Origin of the sequence: Pigmentiphaga litoralis, assembly GCF_014651835.1 — a bacterium.
Classification (GTDB): Bacteria; Pseudomonadota; Gammaproteobacteria; order Burkholderiales; family Burkholderiaceae_B; genus Pigmentiphaga; species Pigmentiphaga litoralis.
Genome location: NZ_BMXQ01000001.1, coordinates 809,259 through 828,400, shown reverse-complemented (window position 1 = coordinate 828,400; position 19,142 = coordinate 809,259). Strand labels below are relative to the sequence as shown.

The window sequence follows — 19,142 nt, the reverse complement described above, 5'->3', positions numbered from 1 at the left end:
AACTGACGTCGTTTTCTGCACGTCTTCCAGTGCAAACCGCGTTCCCGAGACGCTCCAGCCGATCTATCGGGTGAGCTTTAGTGAAATGCGTTGCGCTGCTTTGCAACATTTTCACTTCGTCACCCTTTCCTTACTCTTCCATGAATGCCGCCATCAGGCGGTCACGGCCGTCACTACTGGCTCTACGGCAGTTTCGCCCCGGCCGACGCCAAAATATCGCAGGCCGCATTCCTGGACATACGCAGCGTCGTAGATGTTTCGGCCGTCAAAGATCGCCGGTTGCCGCAGCGTCTTGGCCAGCCAGCGAAAGTCCGGTGACTTGAACTCGCGCCACTCGGTCACGACCACCAGAACGTCCGCACCTTGGCAGGCCTCTTTTGCCGACCCGGTCAGCACAAGATCGGGGTCGTTGATCACGGCGGCCACACCGGGCGCGGCCACCGGATCGTAGGCCTTGACCCGCGCGCCCGCCGCCAGCAATTCCCGGATCAGCACCAGGCTCGGGGCATCGCGAATGTCGTCGGTGTTCGGCTTGAACGCCAGTCCCCAGATAGCGATCGTGCGGCCCGACAGGTCGCCCAGCAGCCGGCCGACCTTCTCGAACAGCAGGTGCTTCTGCCGCTCGTTCACGCGCTGTACGCCCGCCAGAAGATCCAGAGGCTCGTCGTTGTCCGCCGCCAGGCGGCTCAGGGCGCTCACGTCCTTGGGCAGGCACGACCCGCCATAGCCCACCCCGGCATACAGGAAGTGATGCCCGATGCGCGGATCCGCACCCGCACCGCGCCTCACTTCCTCGATATCGGCGCCCACCTTCTCGGCCAGCCGGGCCAGTTCGTTCATGAGCGAGATGCGTGTGGCCAGCATGGCGTTGGCCGCGTACTTGGTGAACTCCGAAGACCGCACATCCATCGCGATCAACCGGTCATGATTGCGGTTGTAGGGGCTATACAGGGCGCGCAGCAGGGTCAGCGACGCCGTGTCGTAGGTGCCCACGACGATACGGTCGGGCCGCTGGAAGTCCTCGATCGCGCTGCCCTCCTTCAGGAATTCGGGGTTGGACGCCACGGTCACCTTCCAGGGCGAACGCATCGTCCGCAGCAGGGCCTGCACGGCGTCGCGCACCCGATCGCAGGTCCCCACGGGCACCGTCGACTTCACCACCAGCACAACGTCGCGATCGATGTAGCGCACCGCTTCCATGGCGGCTTCCAGCACCCGTCCCACATCCGCCGACCCATCCTCGGCGGGTGGCGTGCCGACCGCAATGAAGATGATGTCTGCGTCGCACACGGCGCGCGCCATGTCGGTGGTGAACGCCAGGCGGCCCCCCGCGGCATTGCGGCGCACGACTTCATCCAGCCCGGGCTCGAAGATCGGAATCTCGCCCCGCTCGAGCCGGGCGATCTTTCCGGCATCCCGGTCCATGCAGCTGACGTGGTTGCCCACATCCGCCAGGCACGCCCCGGTCACCAGACCCACATACCCCACACCAATGACAGCTAGATTCATGATCGTTTTCCCAAAACGGAGGCGGTCGCCTCGGGTTGCTCAGGCAATTCGGACGACGCGGTTGGCATCGGTAGCCGCCGTGGCGGCCGTCGCGGCCGATGGTGCGCCGCCGCGCGCGGTGCTGACGCCTGCGTCGCGCGACGCCGCGGTCCGGTCACGGAAGTACGCGATCGTGCGGGTCAGGCCTTCGGTCACCTGCGTGCGCGGCTCCCAGCCCAGCACCTCGCGCGCGAGCGAGATGTCCGGGCAGCGGCGCACCGGGTCGTCTTCGGGCAGCGGAAACAACCGCACTTCGGACCGGCTGCCCGTCAGTTCGACGATCTCGCGCGCCAGTTCGAGCATGTTCATTTCTGCAGGATTGCCAATATTGACCGGACCCCAGAAATCGTCGGGGCTGCGCATCAGCCGCATCAGCCCGTCGACCAGGTCGTCCACGTAGCAGAACGCACGCGTCTGCGTGCCATCGCCGTAGATCGTGATGGGCTCGTTGTTCAGGGCCTGCATGATGAAGTTCGACACCACGCGCCCGTCATCGGGGTGCATGTTCGGACCGTAGGTGTTGAAGATGCGCGCCACTTTCACCCGCAGGCCGTACTGCCGCCGGTAGTCCGCGAACAGCGTCTCGGCGCAGCGCTTGCCCTCGTCATAGCAGGCACGGATGCCGTTCGGGTTCACATGGCCCCAGTACGACTCGCGCTGCGGATGCTCGGCCGGATCGCCATACACCTCGCTGGTCGACGCCTGCAGGATGCGCGCGCCGACCCGTTTGGCCAGGCCCAGCATATTGATTGACCCGTGCACGCAGGTCTTGGTGGTCTGCACCGGATCATGCTGGTAATGCACAGGCGATGCGGGGCACGCCAGGTTGTAGATCTCATCGACTTCCACATACAGCGGAAAGGTGATGTCGTGGCGCATCAGCTCGAAGCGCGGGTGCCCCAGCAAGGGCGCGATGTTCGCCTTGGTGCCGGTGTAGAAGTTGTCGACGCACAGCACGTCGTGCCCTTCGTCCACCAGCCGGGTGCACAGATGCGATCCCAGGAAGCCGGCACCGCCGGTCACCAGGACCCGCAGGCTGTCTTTTTCTTTCATGATGCAAGCTCCAGGGGAACGGCCGACGCACGGACCGTCGACGCGGATGAGGACGGCTGCGTGACTTCGGCAAACAGCGCCATCCAGTCCCGCACGAAACGCTGGATGCCGAAGCGCCGCAGGGCTTCGATGCGGCCCGCCTCGCCCCATTCGCGCGCCAGTTCGCGGTTGTGCAGCAAGGCCTGCATGACGTCCACCAGGCGATCGATACGGGTGTCGACATAGCCCGTCACTTCATTCTTGATCAGCGTGGTCATTTCGGTCGTGGCCAGGCCGACCACCGGCACGCCGGCCATCATGGCCTCGATCACGGCCAGGCCCAGGCTCGTGTAACGGATGGGATTAAAGAAGAACCGGTACTGCGCCACGAAGGGCTGCACCTGCATGTTGGCCACTTCGCCAATGCCACCGGCGCGTTCGGCCTCCATGCCGATCAGGTCCAGCGGCACCCGCTGGCGCACCTGCTCGAACACGTCGGCGCCCAGCCGCCGCCCGCGCTGCACCAGGTGGTTGACCACCACGATGCCGCGCTCCGTATCGCCGCCATAGAGCACGCCTTCGGCAGGCAGCACGCCATGCTCGATCACCCGCGTTGGCGTCTCGCCGCTGTCCCACATCAACGCATTGAAGGCCGTCACGTGCACCAGCATGCCCTTGGGTTCCTGGAACCAGTGGCGCGTGTCGGTCGGATGGCCCTGCGGAGGATCGTGTTCGATATAGACACGCGGCAGCTCGCGCTGCGCAGGTGACAGCATCGCGGTCACGTCCTGTTCATACGGCCCGCGCGACTGGAACAGCACGCAGTCGAAGTCGCGATCCTTGACCTCGTCATAGGAAATCGCGTGCACATTCGGTCCCCAAGGAAAGCCCGTGCCCGGATGCGCATACCCCGGCGGGTTGCCGGGTTTGGTCACGATCCAGAAGTGATGCGGCACCTGCGTCAGGTAGTACAAGTAGTTGCCGTGGACGTGCCAGGTCAGGATGTTCAGCGGCGCGGGTCCCGAGGAAGGCGGAAAGCCCGTCAATGGCATGTCAGGCATGCGATATCTCTTGTCGTTCAAGTTGGCGCCGGACCTGGGCGAGCACGTCGTCGACAACGACGCCGCGCGCGCACTCATGGTCGGTCGGGCAGGCATGGAAAGCGCATGGACGGCACGGCATGTCGTGCCACAGCACCGGGTGCAGGTCGCGGTCCAGCGGCGCCCACCGGGCCACATCGCTGCCCGAGGCAATCACGACGCTGGGCGCGCCCACCGCTGCGGCCACGTGCGAAACCCCCGTGTCGTTGCAGACCAGCAGCCGGCATTGCGCCAGCAAGGCGGCCAGGCCACCCAGACTGGTCAGGCCGGTCAGGTCGATCAACGGCGCATCCACCAGATCCAGCAGACGCTGCGTCAGGGCCCGTTCGTCCCGGCTGCCGGTCACGGCCACCGTGTGACCTTGGGCAGCCAGGTACGACGCGACTTCGGCAAAGCGTTCCACCGGCCAGCGGCGCGACAGCAGCCGCGCGCCCGGGTGGACCAGGATCGTCTCGGCCGGCTGCAGATTCAGCTGCCGCGCCATGGCATCGCACTCGCGCTGGTCTTCCAGCGTCAGCGGAAAGTCCAGCTCGGTCGAGCGCACCGGTATGCCCAGATGGGCCATCAATGCCGTATAGCGCAGCGGCTCAGGCAGATCGTCCGGCCAGGCCAGGAAGGTGGGACCGCGCGAAGTCCACTCGGGCGGTTCGAACCCCGCCACCACCTTGGCGCCCAGCAGATCGACGATGTCATTGACCTGGTAGCCCGTGCCGTGCAACTGGATCGCCAGATCGAACCGGCGCGCCTGCGCCGCCGCATAAAAGCCGGGCAATTCGTGCGGCCGGGGCGTCTGCTCGGGCATGCCGTCCATGCCCGGAAAGATCAGCAGATCGTCCAGGTAATCGCTGTAGCGCTCGACGAAGCCGCGCGCCTCGGGCAGGCCGACCAGGGTGATTTCGGCCGTTGGAGCCGCCTGGCGCAAGGCGCGCAGCGCCGGGACCGTGCACAGCAGGTCTCCCAATTGCAGCGCGCGAAAGACCGCGATGCGGCGCGGCGGGGCCGACCAGGAAAGCGATGCTGTCGTCATACCAGCGCCGTCCTGAAACGCAGGGCGCCCACGATGCCCCAGAAGATCGACAGTGGCGGAATCAGGATCGACGTCACCAGCATCTCGATCACGTGCGCCGGGTCACGTGACGTATGCCGGATCCGCAGGGCAAAGAACCGCAGCGTCAACGCGGCCCACACCGTCAGAGCGACCCAGCCCAGGGCGGCGTTATCGATCGCCAGCGCAACGACCAGCGCAAGAATGCTCAGGACAATGACGATGTAGCTCCACGGCGGCCCGCGCCGGATGCGTTCGCGAAAGAGCGTCGGGTGTTTCTTGTGAAGCAAGGCATCGAAGCACACCTTCTTCTGCTGGCTGACACTGACCCCGCGCGGCGCGGAGCGCACCGGGTGCACCACCAACGCAGCCGGCGCATTGACGATAGTGTGGCCGCGTGACAGCAACATGAACTGCAGGTCCGAGTCTTCCCGCCAGGCCATCGTGAACCGTTCATCGAATCCGCCGATTTCCCTCAGGGCAGACTTGCGGACGAAACAATTCGCGGTGGCGAATTCCGCGCGGGTCAGCCCGCTCGAGTCCAGCTCGAAGTCGGTCGGGTTGGGCGGCAGCGGCATCTCGATGCGGCCCATGGCCGCGGCCGGGCCGCCGGCCATGACCTTCTCGCCTTCGGTCAGCCACATCGGCGCAGGCACGGTGTCGTCGTCCGTAAAGGCGATCACCTCGGCGCGCGCCCGCTCCCACCCGCGATTGCGGGCGGCCGCCGGGCCTTGGGTACCGACCACCGGCACATACACCAGCGCCGGACCGTTCGGACGTTGCGCGGCAAAGCGCGCCACCAGGTCCCGCGTCGCCTCGCTCGGGCCATCGTCGGCCACGATGATTTCGTAGCGGTCCGCCGGGTAGTCCTGCGCCAGCAACGCAACCAGGCAGCGCTCGAGCAAGTCCTGCCGCTGATAGGTCGGCACGACCACCGACATGGAAGGAGCCATCACCGTCATGCCGATTTTTCCAGCAGGAAGGAACCGATCGAGAGCGCATCCAGCGGCGACGTCCAGAACGACTCGATGGCATCACGCGGCGAGCACACGACCGGCTCGCCGCGGGTATTGAACGAGGTGTTGACCAGCACGGGCACCCCGGTGTGGCGCTCGAAGGCCGCCAGCAGATCGTGATAGAGCGGATGCTGGTCGCGGCGCACCGTCTGCACCCGCGCCGTGCCGTCGGTGTGGCGCACGGCCGGAATCCGGTCGGCCTTCTCGGGCAGCACGTCGAAAATGAAGAGCATGAACGGCGCCACGATCGGTCCGGGCCGGTCGGTAGCAAACCAGTCACGCGCACGGTCTTCGATCACGGCAGGGGCAACCGGGCGAAAGTCCTCCCGATCCTTGATCTCGTTCAGGATGGACTGCATCTCGGGGTCGATCGGCGAGGCCAGAATGGACCGCGCGCCCAGGGCTCGCGGTCCAAACTCCAGGCGGCCCTGGAACCACCCGATGATCTTGTTTTGCGCCAGCAGTTCGGCCACGTCTTCGGCCACGTTGTCCAGCTTGCGATACTTCAGCTTCGAACGCTTCAGGAATTGCTCGATCTCGGCATCGCTGTATTCGGGGCCCAGGAAGGCGTGGTGCATCACCCAGCGTTTGGCGGCCGGCCCGCGCTGCTCGCGGTCCACCCACAGTGCCGCGCCCAGCGACGTGCCCGAATCGCCTGCCGCCGGCTGCACCCAGATCTCGCTGAACGGCCCGTGCTCGCGCAGCCGGGCATTCATTACGCAGTTCAACGCGACGCCGCCCGCCATGCACAGCTTGTCGGCGCCCGTCTCGCGATGCAGCCACGCGGCCATCTTCTTGACGGTTTCTTCCAGCACATGCTGCAGGGAATGGGCGATGTCATAGTGAATGGCTTCCAGCGGACCGCCCCGCTCGCGCGCCGGCCCGAACTTCTGCACGAAATCGACCGGGGCCACCGTGTAGTTGCCCTCGTTGTCCACCTGCACGATCTCTTCGAATTCCCGCACGAAACGCGGCTCGCCGTACGAGGCCAGCGCCATCACCTTGTATTCGTCCGACGAATGCAGGAAGCCCAGGTAGCGGGTCAGGTCTTCGTACAGCAGACCCAGCGAATGCGGCAGGTTCACCTGCTTGATCCGGCGGTAATGCCCGTTCACGAAGTGGCCATAACTGGTGGTGGCGCGCTCGCCGCGGCCGTCCATCGTCAGCACCGCCGTGTTCTCGAACGGCGACGCCAGGTAGGCGCTGGCCTCGTGCGCCAGATGGTGTTCGACGTAGTGCCACTTGGCTGCAATGCTTTCGGGCGTGACGCCGCGAAAGCGTTTTTCCAGGTGATGCGGCGCGCCATTGGCGAGCTGTCCGGGCGCATTCACGATGTAGCACAAGAACAGCGGGTCCCACGGCGACCCGTTGGTGTCGGCGGCGCGCGCGGCCGACGGATTCAGGGGCAGCGTGATGCTTGCGTCGTCCTTTTTTGCGCCCAGCAGCAGCGCAGGGTCGTACGAATAGGCAAAGTGGTCGACGTCGGCCAGCGAAATACCGGCGACGCTCAGGCAATAGTCGATGGCATGAAATGGCAGCTGCCAGGTCGTGAACGGCACCGGCCGCTTGCCATGCTTGACGTGCGTAAAGCGTTCCTCTTCTGCCGCGGCGACCACCACCCCGTCGTGGACCAGGGTGGCCGAGCAGTCGTGATACACCGCATTGATGCCCAATGTGTACATGCTGATGACTCCTTGTGCGGCCGGCTCAGGCCGCGGGTTCCAAAGGATGAGCTTCCGTATGCAGTTCTTTGGCCGCGGCAATCACTGTCTCGGGCGTCACGCCGCGCAAGCACTGGTGATGCCCCTGCGGGCACTCGCTGCGATAGCAGAACTTGCAGGGCACGTCGTGGAACAGCACCCGGCTGGGTACCTGCCACGGGGTGTGCTGCGGATTGGTGAGCGCGTACAGGTCCACCACCGGGGTGCCAAGCGCAGCCGCCAGGTGCACGGGACCGCTGTTGTTCGACACCAGCAGCGCCGCGTCTGCGATCAGGGCGGCAAACTCGCCCAGGGTCAGCGTGCCGGCGATGCTGATGACGCCCCGGCCTGCCTGCGCCGCGACCGCACCCGCCAGTTCCGCCTCGTCCGTCCCGCCGGTCACCAGCACCGGGCCGCGGCCATCGTCGCTCAGCGTGCGCGCCACCGTCGCAAAACGGTCGGCCGGATACCGGCGCGACGGCGCGGTGGCGCCCGGGTGGACCAGCGTCCAGCCCCGGCCCGCCGCCACGCCACGCGCCGCGAGCTTGGTGCGCAGATTGGTGCGGTCGGCAGGCGCTACACGAAACACCAGCCGTTCGTCGGCTACCGTCGCGCCCACGGTCCGCACCAGGTCCAGCTGGCGCTGGGTCTCGTGGCGACCGTTGTCTTCCACCGCCGTATCGCGGACCCAGTCGGTCAGCAGCCGGTAGGGGTTCTCACGGCAATGCGCCAGCACGCGCGGAATGCCCGCAAAGCGGCACAGCATGGCTGCCGGCAGCGCGCTCTGGCTGTAAACGGTGAAGATGACTGCGGCGTCGAACGCCATGCCGCGCAGCCGCTCGGCCATCGCCAGATCGGCGCTGCCCTCTGCGGTGCCATTGGACTTGACCCAGGGCGCGTCATAAACGATCACATCGTCAATGCACGGCAGGAATGGCGTGATGGCGGCGCCTGATGGCGACGCCATCAGGGTCAGTTGCGCTCCGGGAAACGATGCCTTCAGTGCACTGAGCGCCGGGGTCGACATCAGCACGTCGCCCAGGTTGTCCAGGCGCACCGCCAGGATGCGGCGCACGCCGTCCCAGGGCGCGGTCATGTGCCGCTCCCTTGCGGCAAGGCCAGCTGCTCGCATACCAGCTTGGCGGCGGCCAAAAAGTCCGGGCAACGAAAGTGCGGCGTGCGCTCGGGCGTCATCTGCCACTCGGTCTCGTTGCCGTTGTCGATCAGGATGGTCTGACACCCCACGCGCCGGCCCGCCTCGATATCGTGGAGGATGTCACCGATCATCCAGGACCGCTCCAGCGCCACGCGGCGTTCGCGCGCAGCCTGCTCGAACATCCCCGACGCCGGCTTGCGGCACGCGCAGGCCACGGCATATTTCCGCACCGGGCCATCCGGGTGATGCGGGCAGTAATAGAAGTCGGCCAGATCCGCACCGGCTTCATCGAACATTTCGGCCAGCCGCAGATGCACTGCGTCCAGGGCGACTTCATCGAACCGGCCCAGCGCGATGCCCGACTGGTTGCTGACCACGATCAAGGGCAAGCCGCAGCGCGCGAGCTCGCGCAGGCCCTCGCGCGCGCCGGGCGCGAACCGCATCTGCGCGGGGTCGACGTTATAAGGCACGTCTTCAAGCACGGTGCCGTCCTTGTCCAGAAAGATCGCACCAGCGCGCGACGAGCGGGCGGCCTGGGCGCGGCCCGGCGTGAAGGGGGACATCGGATCCTCCGCGCCCGTCCGGGGCGCTTCGTTGCCTTGCATGAAAATCTGGTGTTGGCTGGACATCGCAGGATTCACTCCATGATCACGACACGGGCGCGCGATGCCGCGGCCGATGTCTGGGCCGGGGCGCGCGCGCCGACCGGCGCATCGGCCGGAGTCGCCGCCTGCGCATACACCGCCAGCAGGTCCTGCGCGACGCGTGTCCAGGAATAGAACTGGCGCGCCCGCGCATGGCCCGCCTCGCCAAAGCGTGCGCACAGCGCCGGATCCTTTGCCAGGATCGCCAGCCGCTCGGCCATGGCGATCGGGTCGCGCGCCGGCACCAGGAAACCGGTTTCGCCATCGCGCACGGTGGCCTTGATGCCGCCCACGGCCGACCCGATGACCGCCTTGCCGCAGGCCATCGCTTCGACCGGCGTGATGCCGAACGGCTCGTACCAGGGCGTGGTCGCGAACACATCCGTCGCGCAATAGAAGGTGCGCAGGGCGTCGCGATCGCGGCGCCCCACGAAGCGCACCAGATCCAGGGCGCCGCACGCATCGGCAATGCCGCGCAGCCGGCCCAGTTCAGGCGTGGCGATCTCGTTGGGTTCGGCCGAATTGCCCCCCACGACATACAGATGGGCATCGATGCCATGGTGGCGGCGCAACTCGCCCACCGCACGGATCACGTTGTCCACGCCCTTGCGTGGCACCATGCGGCCCAGCTGCAGCATGGTAAACGCGTCCGGATCCCATCCCAGCGCGGCACGCGCCTGCGCCATCGGCATCGGCGAAAACTCCTGCGCATCGAACCCGCAGGGCACGACAGAAATACGTTCGGGTGTCGCGCCATACAGCTGGGTCAGGTCAGCGTAATCCTGCGGACATTCCGCCACGATGCGATCGGCTTCGCGCACCAGGCGCTCCTCGATGCCGAACCGCGCCGCCGGAAACTGGTCCGCTTCCCCCTGATGCTGGCGGCGCACCTTGCCCAGCGCATGGAAGGTCATGACCAGCGGCACCTTCAACTGCTCCCGCACCGGCAGGGCCGCCAGGCCCGACATGAAGAAGTTGGCGTGCACCACGTCATACGGGCGGCGTTCTTTTCGGCAGAAGTCCAGCATCCAACGTCCGAACTCGGTCATGTAGGGCAGCAACTGTTCCTTGGGCAACTGGCGCGCCGGCCCCGCCGGCACGTTGATGATGCGCACGCCCGGCATCCAGTTGATCACCTCGGGCAGGACGGCGCTGTCCTTGCGCGTGAAGACGTCGACTGCGTGCCCGCGCGCGGCAAGCTGCCGGGCAACGTTGGCCACATAGACGTTCTGTCCGCCGCTGTCCACGCTGCCCGCATGTCCCAGCGGCGACGCATGCTCGCTGACCATCGCAATTTTCTGCATGACCGTTTTCCTATTAGATGGAAACCATCGCGCCACGTCGCCGTGCCGTGTGTGGGGGTGCTGTCAGGCCGGGTCGCGGTCGCAACCTGCCGTCGGAAGTCATCGGGGGCCGATGTGGCATGGACCGGGTGCGCGTCATCAGGCCATCGTCGGGATCAGGCAAGGCGTTCTCCTTTCATTTCGCTGGCGCCGTCGCGTGCGCGCTCGGCCCGGGCCAGGCGGCGATACATGACGCGGACCGGTACCGGGATGACACGCCGACGCGACAGCGCCCAAGGCATCCCCCGCAGCGTGTCGGCCAGCGTCGTCAGGGGGTGCCTCTCGGCCACCGCCTGGCGCCAGGCACGCCAGGTCTCGTCCAGCGCGTCACGCACCGGCAGCCGCATCCAGGCGATCCAGATCGCATTGCGCACCAGCAGCGACCGGCGCCGCACGGCGTCGCGCAGCAAGGACGGGTCATGCCGGGTCACCACACCGGCGCAATACACCATGGCCCAATCCCGCGCGGCCAGGTCGTAGGCCAGCAGCATTTCTTCGCCGCCGATGAACAGCTTCCGGCTGTATCCGCCACAGTCCCGGTAGGCGTCCGCCCGCATCACGCTGGCGCCCGCCATGAAGCCCAGCAGGCGATGACCGGGCAGGCCGCCGGCCGACAGCGGACTGCGCGACATGAGCGTGCACGTCGGGTCTTCTTCATTCGCCGGGCCGACCAGGATGCGCGCGTTGACCACGGCCACCTCCGGATGCCGGTCCAGAATGTGGGCCGCATGCGCCAATGCGCCCGGCTGCCAGCAGGTGTCGTCGTCGCAGAACGCCACGTAAGGCGTCTTGACCACGTCCACACCAGCATTGCGCCCGGCCGCGCCCAGGTTGCAGTCGCAGCGCACCAGCATCACATCGGGATGCTCTGCCGCCAGGGCATCGGCCGTGCCGTCGGTCGATCCGTTGTCGACCACAACAATGGGCCACGACTCATTCAAGGCCTTCAATGACGCCACGGTCTGCCGCACCACCTCGCGGCGGTTGTAGGTCAGCACGACGATGCTGACGGTGGGCGGCGGCGGGCCTTCCAGGCGGGTCACGGGCAAGGGCGGGGTCGGGACCTGCATCGTGTCAGGCTGCCGCATGGAGCAACCCTGCCCGGTCCAGCGACCAATATCCTTCCGGATCGGCGGTGTCGTCATAACCGCCCGGCCCGAATGCCTTCAACTGACTGGCGTAGCACGCGACCGCCGCAGCCTTGGCGGCACGGTCGCCCTGCCACGTCACTGGATAGACGCTGGCCCGCACCCCGCTTTCGTTCATTCCCGCCAGACGCTGCTCGCGCAAGCCGTCCATGCGGCGGTACAGGGCATCTTCATACGCCAGCCATCGCGGCGACGGCTGGCCCGGCAAGACCTGGCTCGACCGTGCCTGCCAGGCGGCCAGGCAGGCGCGATGCGCCAGGTCATGATCGGAATGGAACAGCCCCAGCGGAAACAGCACGGCATCGGGTTGCTCGCGGGTGACAAGCAACGCAATCGACTCTGCAATGTCGTCGGCCTGCGGTGCGGTAGCACCGGCCGAACCGTCGCAGTACTGACTGTCCAGGAAGTTCAGCCACACGGGCCGCGCGCCCAGCGTAAGCAAGGCACTGGCGTCTTCGTTGCGCCGCGCGACCATCGCCTCGCAGGCGGACCGGAAACCGCAGGCACGATCCCAGTCGGTTGTCGTGTGGCCCGCGGGCGGCGTCCCCGCAAAGATCGTCGCGACCGTGGCGTGGGGATGGGCGCTCAACAGTTCGCCGCATGAAAACACCGCATCATCGAGATGAGGCGAAATCACCATCACCCGCCCCAACGGCCCCGTCCCCTCGCTGCGCATCGCATCATCCTCGTCAACATGATCGCAACACAGCATTAGCAAGAGCCGTACCGAACGGTTCTCCCCATGCTGCCCGACCGTTGACGTCGGTCCTGGACCGTCTCACAGAACGAGCCCTGCGCAGGGTGCCCCGCCCATGCATGTAAAACATCGGCGCCCTTAAGCAGCTTCTGCTCAACAATGAGCCTGCTCAAAACAAGCTATTGACGAGCAACTTTCTGCTCGTCAATGTGCGAAGTGCCAGCGGGTGGGGTGTTCGCCGCCGCGGCGGCCCGTCCTCAGCTCGACTGCCCCGCGTACATGCTGCGGCAGGCTTCCGCACATGCCCGGCAGGCTGCGGCGCAGCGCTGACAATGGTCGGCCTCATGCTTTTCACACACAGCGGCGCAGGCATCGCAGACCTTGGCGCACACGCCGCACACTTCGGACGAAAACGCGCCCTCGCGCGCCATGGTGCTGGCCGCCAGCGTGCAGATCTCTGCGCACTCGATGTCAAGGCGGATGCACTGGGTCATGGCATCGGCGTGAGGTTCGGCCAGGCAAGCCGACGCGCAGTAGTTGCACGCCGCCGCGCAGGCGTAGCACTGGTCGATGCATTGCTGAAAGGGATTCGGGGTCATCGGTCTGCCTCCTGATCAGGGTTGCGCCATGTCGGCGCGTGCCAGGCCCGGCGCAAAACCCGTTCCGGGAACGCCCGCCACAGGAGCGCATCGCAGGGAACGCGCATTGCGCCGCGACTGCCATCGCAACCACGCCATGACAGGAGCCTTTCATGAATAAGACAGCGGCGGACATTCTGGTCGACACCCTCGTCGACTGGGAAGTGAACACGATCTTCGGCCTGCCCGGGGACGGCATCAACGGCATCATGGAAGCACTGAGAACGCGCCAGGAGCAGATCCGTTTCATCCAGGTCCGCCACGAAGAGGCCGCCGCCTTCATGGCCTGCGCCTATGCCAAGTTCACGGGCAAGCTGGGCGTCTGCCTGTCCACGTCAGGACCTGGCGGCGTGCATCTGCTGAACGGGCTATACGACGCCAAGCTGGACGGCGCGCCTGTCCTTGCCATCACCGGGCTGCAGTACCACGACTTGATCGGCACGTACACCCAGCAGGATGTCGAACTGGATCGGCTGTTCATGGACGTGGCGGTGTACAACGCCCGCGTGATGGGACCGGCCCATGTCGAGAACGTCATGAATCTGGCGTGCCGCACCGCCCTGGCCCGCAACGGCGTTGCGCACGTGACCATACCGGTGGACATGCAGTCGCAGCCCGTCAAAGACGACAAGCGGTCATCGCGCAACGTCGCGCATCACGTCACGGACCTGCAGGCCAGCAACATTGCCCTGCCCACCGACGACCAGTTCGAACGCGCGGCAGCCATCCTGAACGAGGGCAAGAAGATCTGCATCCTGGCGGGCCGCGGGGCAGCCAGCGCCGGACCCCTGCTCGAAACCCTGGCGGACCGCCTGGGCGCCCCGGTGGCCAAGGCCCTGCTCGGCAAGGCCGTGCTGGCCGATGACAACCCCTATAACGTCGGCGGCGTCGGACTGCTCGGCACACGGCCAGCCCAGGACGCCCTCGAATCTTGCGACACACTGCTCATCGTCGGCAGCTCGTTTCCTTATATCGAGTACTACCCGGAGCCCGGCAAGGCGCGCGCCGTGCAGATCGACGCCGACCCGGCGCGGATCGGCCTGCGCTATCCCGTGGACGCGGCCCTGGTCGGCGACACCGGCCGCGTCCTGGCCACCCTGCTGCCGCGTCTGACCCCGCACGATGACCGCGGCTTCCTGACCACGGCGCAGGATGGCATGGCCGAATGGCGGGACCTGCTGACCGAACGCGCCACGCGCACCGACATGCCCATGAAACCCCAGGTCGTCGTGCACCACCTGGACGGCCTGCTGCGTGACAACGCCATCGTCGCGGTGGACTCGGGCACCATCACCGCCTGGGTGGCGCGCCACGTCAACCTGCGGGACGGCATGAAGTTTTCGTGCTCGGGGACGCTTGCCTCAATGGCCTGCAGCGTGCCTTATGCAATCGCCGCCGCGATTGCGTACCCGCAGCGTCAGGTCGTCGCGGTGGTGGGCGATGGCGGATTCACCATGCTCATGGGCGAGCTCGCCACCTGCGTGAAATATGGCCTGGACATCAAGATCGTGATCATGAAGAACGATGCGCTGGGCATGATCAAGTGGGAACAGATGGGGATGCTGGGCAATCCGGAATACGGATGTGAACTGCAAACGATCGATTTTGCCGCGGCCGCGCGCGCCTTTGGCGCCCACGCCGTCACGATCAGCGATCCCGCGCATTGTCAGGAACAGCTGACGAAGGCGTTTGCCATGACGGGTCCGGTCGTTATCGAAGCCGTGATCGATCCGCATGAACCGCCGATGCCGCCCAAGGCGTCGGTCGGCCAGGCGGCACGGATGGCCAAAGCCATTGCGCGCGGCACGCCGGATGGCGGCCGCATCATGCGCACGCTGGGGGCCGACGTGGTGCGCGAGCTGACCTGATCAGCCGTTGACGTTTCGCGCGGGCAGCACGTTCGACACCTTGTCGATCAACTGGTCCATGGGCACGGGCTTGCACAGATAGTCGGAAAAGCCCGCCGTCCGCACACTGTTGATGATCGCCGTCCCCCCATAGCCAGTCAGCGCCACGGCCGGCACGTCAGCCAGGGGCGGCATCTCGCGCAACTTCTTGATCAGCTGCATGCCGTCCATTTCGGGCATGGCGATATCCGAGATGATCAGATCAAAAACTTGGCCGGCGGCGACTGTCAGCGCCGCGGCGCCGCTGGACGCGCTGGTAATTGTCGCGCCTTCAAGTTCAAGCAGCATGCCCATGGTTTCCAGCACGTCGGGCGAATCGTCCACCAGCAGGATGCGCGCACCGCGCAGCTGACCGTGCTGCACCGGCGCATCCACCGGCTGTTCGGCGGTGCTTGCGCCGTCGGCCAGCGGCAGCAGGAAGGTGAAGGTGGCGCCCTTCCCTTCGCCTTCCGAATACGCCGTGACCTGGCCGCCGTGTGCTTCCGCCAGTTGCCTTGCCAACGCCAGGCCGATGCCCAGTCCGCTCTTGTTGCGGTTCGAATGCTGGCGGTCGATCTGGTTGAACATGTCGAACACGGCCTCGACCGCGTCGGGCGCCATGCCAATGCCGGTATCGGTCACGTCCAGCCGGGCGTTACCGCCCTCCGTCTTCAGCGTGACGGTCACGGCACCGCCTTCCGGCGTGAACTTGACCGCATTGCTCAACAGGTTCCACACCACCTGTTCCGAGCGCGTGGCATCTGCATCCACGATCACCGGGTCTTCAGACAAGTTGACCCTGATCTGCACGCTGCCGGCCGATGCCTGCGCCGCCACCGTCTCGATGCAGCCCTGCACCACCTGGACCAGGTTCAGCCGGCCACGGTTGAGCTTGAGCTTGCCGGTCGACACGCGCGACATGTCGAGCAGGTCGTCAATGATCTTGGACTGGTTGCGCACCGACCGCCTCACGGTTTCCACCGCCTTGCGGCCCACCGCCGACGTCACCATGCCCGGCGTGCGCGACAGGATATCGACGTTCAGCTGGATCAGGTTCAACGGGTGGCGCAGCTCGTGCGACATCACCGCAAAGAACAGGTCCTTCAATTCGTTGGTGGCGCTGGTGCGTTCCAGCGCGGCGTCTTGCGCGTTTTCCTGGATCTTGCGATCCGTCAGGTCGCGGGCGATCTTGGCATAGCCCAGCAAATTGCCGTCCACCATGGGGTGGACCACACCGCTGCAATAGAAGCGCGAGCCATCCTTGCGGATATGCCAGCGATCATCCGAAGCATGGCCGAACTTGCGCGCACGTTCCAGTTCGGCGGCCGGCACGCCCTGCTCGCGGTCTTCCGGGGTAAAGATGATGGCGCCGGACTGCCCTTCCACCTCGACCGCGCGATAGCCGAAAATCAGTTCGGCGCCGCGGTTCCAGCCCGTGATCAGGCCCTGCTCGTCCATGGTGATGATGGCGTAGTCGGTCGTCGAATCGGCCACCAGGCGCATCCGTTCCTGGCCCGCGCGCAGCCGTTCTTCGGCGCGCTTGCGCTGAGTGATGTCGATAAAGGTCAGCACGGCGCCTTCGATCCGGTCTTCCGCGGTGCGGTACGGCACCAGCCGCGCCAGGAACCAGGCGCCGTCGGTGCTCGGCACTTCGTTCTCGATCATGCGCAGCGACGTGAAGGTCTCGGCGGCATCATCGGCCAGCGTCGGGTAGTCGAGCCTATGGGTAATGTCCATCAGCGAGCGGCCCGCGTCGGACGCGATCAGGTTGAACAGGTCAGCCGCGCGCGGCGTGTACCACTTGACGCGCATCGCGCGATCGACGAACACGGTGGCGATCTCGCTGGACGAGATCAGGTTCTGCAGGTCGTCGTTGATCTTGGCGGTCTCTTCGACTTTTGTCTTGAGCTCAAAATTGACCGTGATCAGTTCTTCGTTGATCGACTGCAGCTCTTCCTTGCTGGTTTCCAGCTCTTCCGTAGCCGAACGCAGCTCTTCGTTGATGGCCTGCAGTTCTTCGTTCGACGCCTTCAGTTCTTCGGTCGAGGTCTCGGAATGCTCAATGGTGTCCTGCAGCTGATCTTTCAGCCGCTGCAATTCGTTTTCCAGCTGCGTCAGCACGCTGTCCTTGCCTTCGACCGACGTGCCGCTTTCCTGGCTCATCGACTCCTCGACTTCATCGAACAGCACCAGCACGAAGTCGGCGTCGGCCTGATGGTCGCGGAAAGGCTTGGCCACCATGTTCACGAAATAGGTGCGATCGTTGCGCTGCAGCCGCACGCGGCGGGCTTCCACGCTCTTGTTCGACTGGACGGCCTGGAACAGCGCAGTCCGCAGTTCAAGGCGGAGTTCCGGATGCACCAGCGACAGCAGATTGTGCGAGGGCTCGCCGCCGACGTAGCGCAGGAAACGCCCCGCCTGGTCCGACATGTGCACGATGTCGCTGTTGTGGTTCACGATCACACTGGGCGGCGCATATTGCTCGAGCACCCTGCGGTGGACTTCGGCGTACATGACTTTCCTTGAACTGGTCAGGCTGACCTCGGAAGCCACTTGCGGAAGCCGGGCGTACGCACTTGGAGCCGCGTCCGAAATCGGCGCCCGGACGCTCGACGCAACCGGTTTGGCGCGATAGATCCGATGCTTCTTGTCGACCGTCACGAACAGCTCGTCGACGGCCTCGGCCGACTCGGACCCGCCCAGGAAAAGATATCCGCCCGGCATGAGCGCAAAGTGGAAGGTCTGCAGGATGTCGCGCTGCGCGTCCCGGTCCAGATAGATCAGCAGGTTCCGGCAGGAAATGAGGTGCAAGCGCGAAAACGGCGGGTCCCTCAGGATATTGTGAACCGCGAACAGCACCTTGTCCCGCAATTCTTTTTTTACGCGGAAATGGTTCTGGTGCTTCGTGAAGTACCGGTTCAGCCGGTCGTTGCTCACGTCCACCAGGATGGATTCCGGGTATATCCCGCTGCGCGCCGTTGAAATGGCCCGCTCATCGATGTCGGTGGCAAACACCTGCACCGTGCCCATGCCCTGCGTCGCATCCATGGCGTCCGACAGCAGCATGGCCAGGGAATAGGCTTCCTCTCCGCTCGAACATCCGGCGCTCCAGACGCGCAGCGTGCCGTCGCCGCCCTCGGCGCTTGCACCCGTCAGGCGCCACACCACTTCATTGTCGAGCGCCGCGAACGATTCGAAGTCGCGAAAGAAGTTCGTGACGCCGATCAGCATGTCCTTGAGGAGCGCGGCCGCTTCGTCGGCGCTGGACTGCAGGAAGTCGCGGTAAGCCGGCATGTCGGTCAGGCCATTGACCTGCATGCGCCGTTCGATCCGGCGAAGGATCGTGCCGCGCTTGTAATGCTTGAAGTCGTTGCCCGTCCGATGGCGCAGCAGCAGGATCTCGCGCAGCGCAATCTCGGCCGCCTCGGCCCGTTCGAAGGATCGCGCCGGGTTGACATTGGTTGGGCCGTCTTCGGTCCGGGGCATCTCTATCGTGGCGGCCGTACTCCAGATGCTGGCAATCTTGCCGGGAATCTCGGCAATGGGCAGTACGAAGTCCACCGCCCCCGTGTCGACTGCCGCGCGCGGCATGCCGTCGAACAGCGCTTCCTCCGGATCCTGCGCGATCGCGATGCCGCCCTGTTCCTTGATCCGCTGCAACCCCAGCGCGCCGTCCGATCCCGTGCCCGACAGGATCACGCCAAACGCGCGTTCCCGGTGCACATCGGCCATGTCACGAAAGAACAGGTCCACCGCCACCTGGCGCTCGCGCGGCCGGTCGGCGGGCTCGACGTTCAGGTGACCGTCGTTCATGGTCAGGTGTAAGGACGGCGAGATCACATACACGTGGTCCACTTCGATGGGGGTGCGCTCCTTGACCTGAAGCACCGGCATCGTCGTGTTGCGTTGCAGGATCTGATCGGCCGTGCTTTCGTGTTCGGGCGACAGGTGCAACACGACCACGTATGCCATGCCGCTCGTCGGCGATGTCGCGCTGAAGAATTGCATCAACGCCTCCAGCCCGCCTGCAGAGGCTCCCAGTCCGACAATTGGGAACGATAGATGGCTGCGTTCCAGTTCGGGCTGGTTGCGGGGGGTGGTGGCTGACGCGTCTTGGTTCATCTGTTTCCTGCGAACCCCGGAATGCCGGGGGCTCGGGCGGCTCGCCGTAGCGAAAGTGAATCTTCAC

General features: G+C 65.7%; 14 protein-coding genes. 1 reads left to right on the top strand and 13 read right to left on the bottom strand.

The window, feature by feature from the left end; all coding sequences use genetic code 11:
- Positions 1-153 precede the first annotated feature (153 nt).
- The 12 genes from IE116_RS03550 to IE116_RS03495 all read right to left on the bottom strand — a co-directional run bounded on the left by IE116_RS03550 (position 154) and on the right by IE116_RS03495 (position 13,028).
- Positions 154-1,509 carry a UDP-glucose dehydrogenase family protein gene (locus IE116_RS03550; RefSeq protein ID WP_189609818.1) on the bottom strand — a complete coding sequence of 452 codons (1,356 nt, stop codon included), beginning with the start codon at positions 1,507-1,509 and terminating at the stop codon, positions 154-156.
- Between the two features lie 39 nt (positions 1,510-1,548).
- A complete protein-coding gene (locus IE116_RS03545; protein ID WP_189609816.1) occupies positions 1,549-2,601 on the bottom strand; it encodes a UDP-glucuronic acid decarboxylase family protein in 1,053 nt (350 codons plus the stop codon).
- Positions 2,598-3,641, bottom strand: coding sequence for a glycosyltransferase family 4 protein (locus IE116_RS03540; protein ID WP_229827984.1), 1,044 nt, complete (start codon positions 3,639-3,641; stop codon positions 2,598-2,600). The genes IE116_RS03545 and IE116_RS03540 overlap by 4 nt, the downstream gene beginning before the upstream one ends.
- Entirely contained in the window at positions 3,634-4,707 is a 1,074-nt protein-coding gene (locus IE116_RS03535; RefSeq protein WP_189609814.1) for a glycosyltransferase family 9 protein, read from the bottom strand. Before IE116_RS03535 ends, IE116_RS03540 begins: the two co-directional genes overlap by 8 nt.
- Positions 4,704-5,687 carry a glycosyltransferase family 2 protein gene (locus IE116_RS03530; RefSeq protein WP_189609812.1) on the bottom strand — a complete coding sequence of 328 codons (984 nt, stop codon included), beginning with the start codon at positions 5,685-5,687 and terminating at the stop codon, positions 4,704-4,706. The genes IE116_RS03535 and IE116_RS03530 overlap by 4 nt, the downstream gene beginning before the upstream one ends.
- Entirely contained in the window at positions 5,684-7,423 is a 1,740-nt protein-coding gene (locus IE116_RS03525) for a carbamoyltransferase family protein (RefSeq protein ID WP_189609810.1), read from the bottom strand. The genes IE116_RS03530 and IE116_RS03525 overlap by 4 nt, the downstream gene beginning before the upstream one ends.
- A 25-nt stretch (positions 7,424-7,448) precedes the next feature.
- Positions 7,449-8,537 (bottom strand): glycosyltransferase family 9 protein, encoded by a 1,089-nt coding sequence (locus tag IE116_RS03520; RefSeq protein WP_229827983.1) that lies wholly within the window; start codon positions 8,535-8,537, stop codon positions 7,449-7,451.
- On the bottom strand, positions 8,534-9,160 hold the full coding sequence (locus tag IE116_RS03515) for a D-glycero-alpha-D-manno-heptose-1,7-bisphosphate 7-phosphatase (protein ID WP_189609807.1): 627 nt from the start codon (positions 9,158-9,160) through the stop codon (positions 8,534-8,536). The genes IE116_RS03520 and IE116_RS03515 overlap by 4 nt, the downstream gene beginning before the upstream one ends.
- 74 nt (positions 9,161-9,234) lie before the next feature.
- Positions 9,235-10,545: a glycosyltransferase family 4 protein gene (locus IE116_RS03510; RefSeq protein WP_189609805.1), complete on the bottom strand. Its 1,311-nt coding sequence runs from the start codon at positions 10,543-10,545 to the stop codon at positions 9,235-9,237.
- A 155-nt stretch (positions 10,546-10,700) separates the two neighbouring features.
- Positions 10,701-11,672: a glycosyltransferase family 2 protein gene (locus tag IE116_RS03505; RefSeq protein ID WP_229827982.1), complete on the bottom strand. Its 972-nt coding sequence runs from the start codon at positions 11,670-11,672 to the stop codon at positions 10,701-10,703.
- Complete coding sequence (locus IE116_RS03500) at positions 11,659-12,372, bottom strand: PIG-L deacetylase family protein (RefSeq protein WP_189609803.1); 714 nt, start codon at positions 12,370-12,372, stop codon at positions 11,659-11,661. Before IE116_RS03500 ends, IE116_RS03505 begins: the two co-directional genes overlap by 14 nt.
- Positions 12,373-12,686: 314 nt before the next feature.
- Entirely contained in the window at positions 12,687-13,028 is a 342-nt protein-coding gene (locus IE116_RS03495) for a four-helix bundle copper-binding protein (protein ID WP_189609801.1), read from the bottom strand.
- A gap of 152 nt (positions 13,029-13,180) precedes the next feature.
- Between IE116_RS03495 and IE116_RS03490 the strand changes: the two genes are divergently transcribed.
- Positions 13,181-14,935 carry a thiamine pyrophosphate-dependent enzyme gene (locus IE116_RS03490; RefSeq protein WP_189609799.1) on the top strand — a complete coding sequence of 585 codons (1,755 nt, stop codon included), beginning with the start codon at positions 13,181-13,183 and terminating at the stop codon, positions 14,933-14,935.
- Here the strand turns inward: IE116_RS03490 and IE116_RS03485 are convergent, their stop codons facing one another.
- Positions 14,936-19,075: a CheR family methyltransferase gene (locus IE116_RS03485; protein WP_189609797.1), complete on the bottom strand. Its 4,140-nt coding sequence runs from the start codon at positions 19,073-19,075 to the stop codon at positions 14,936-14,938.
- Positions 19,076-19,142 lie beyond the last annotated feature (67 nt).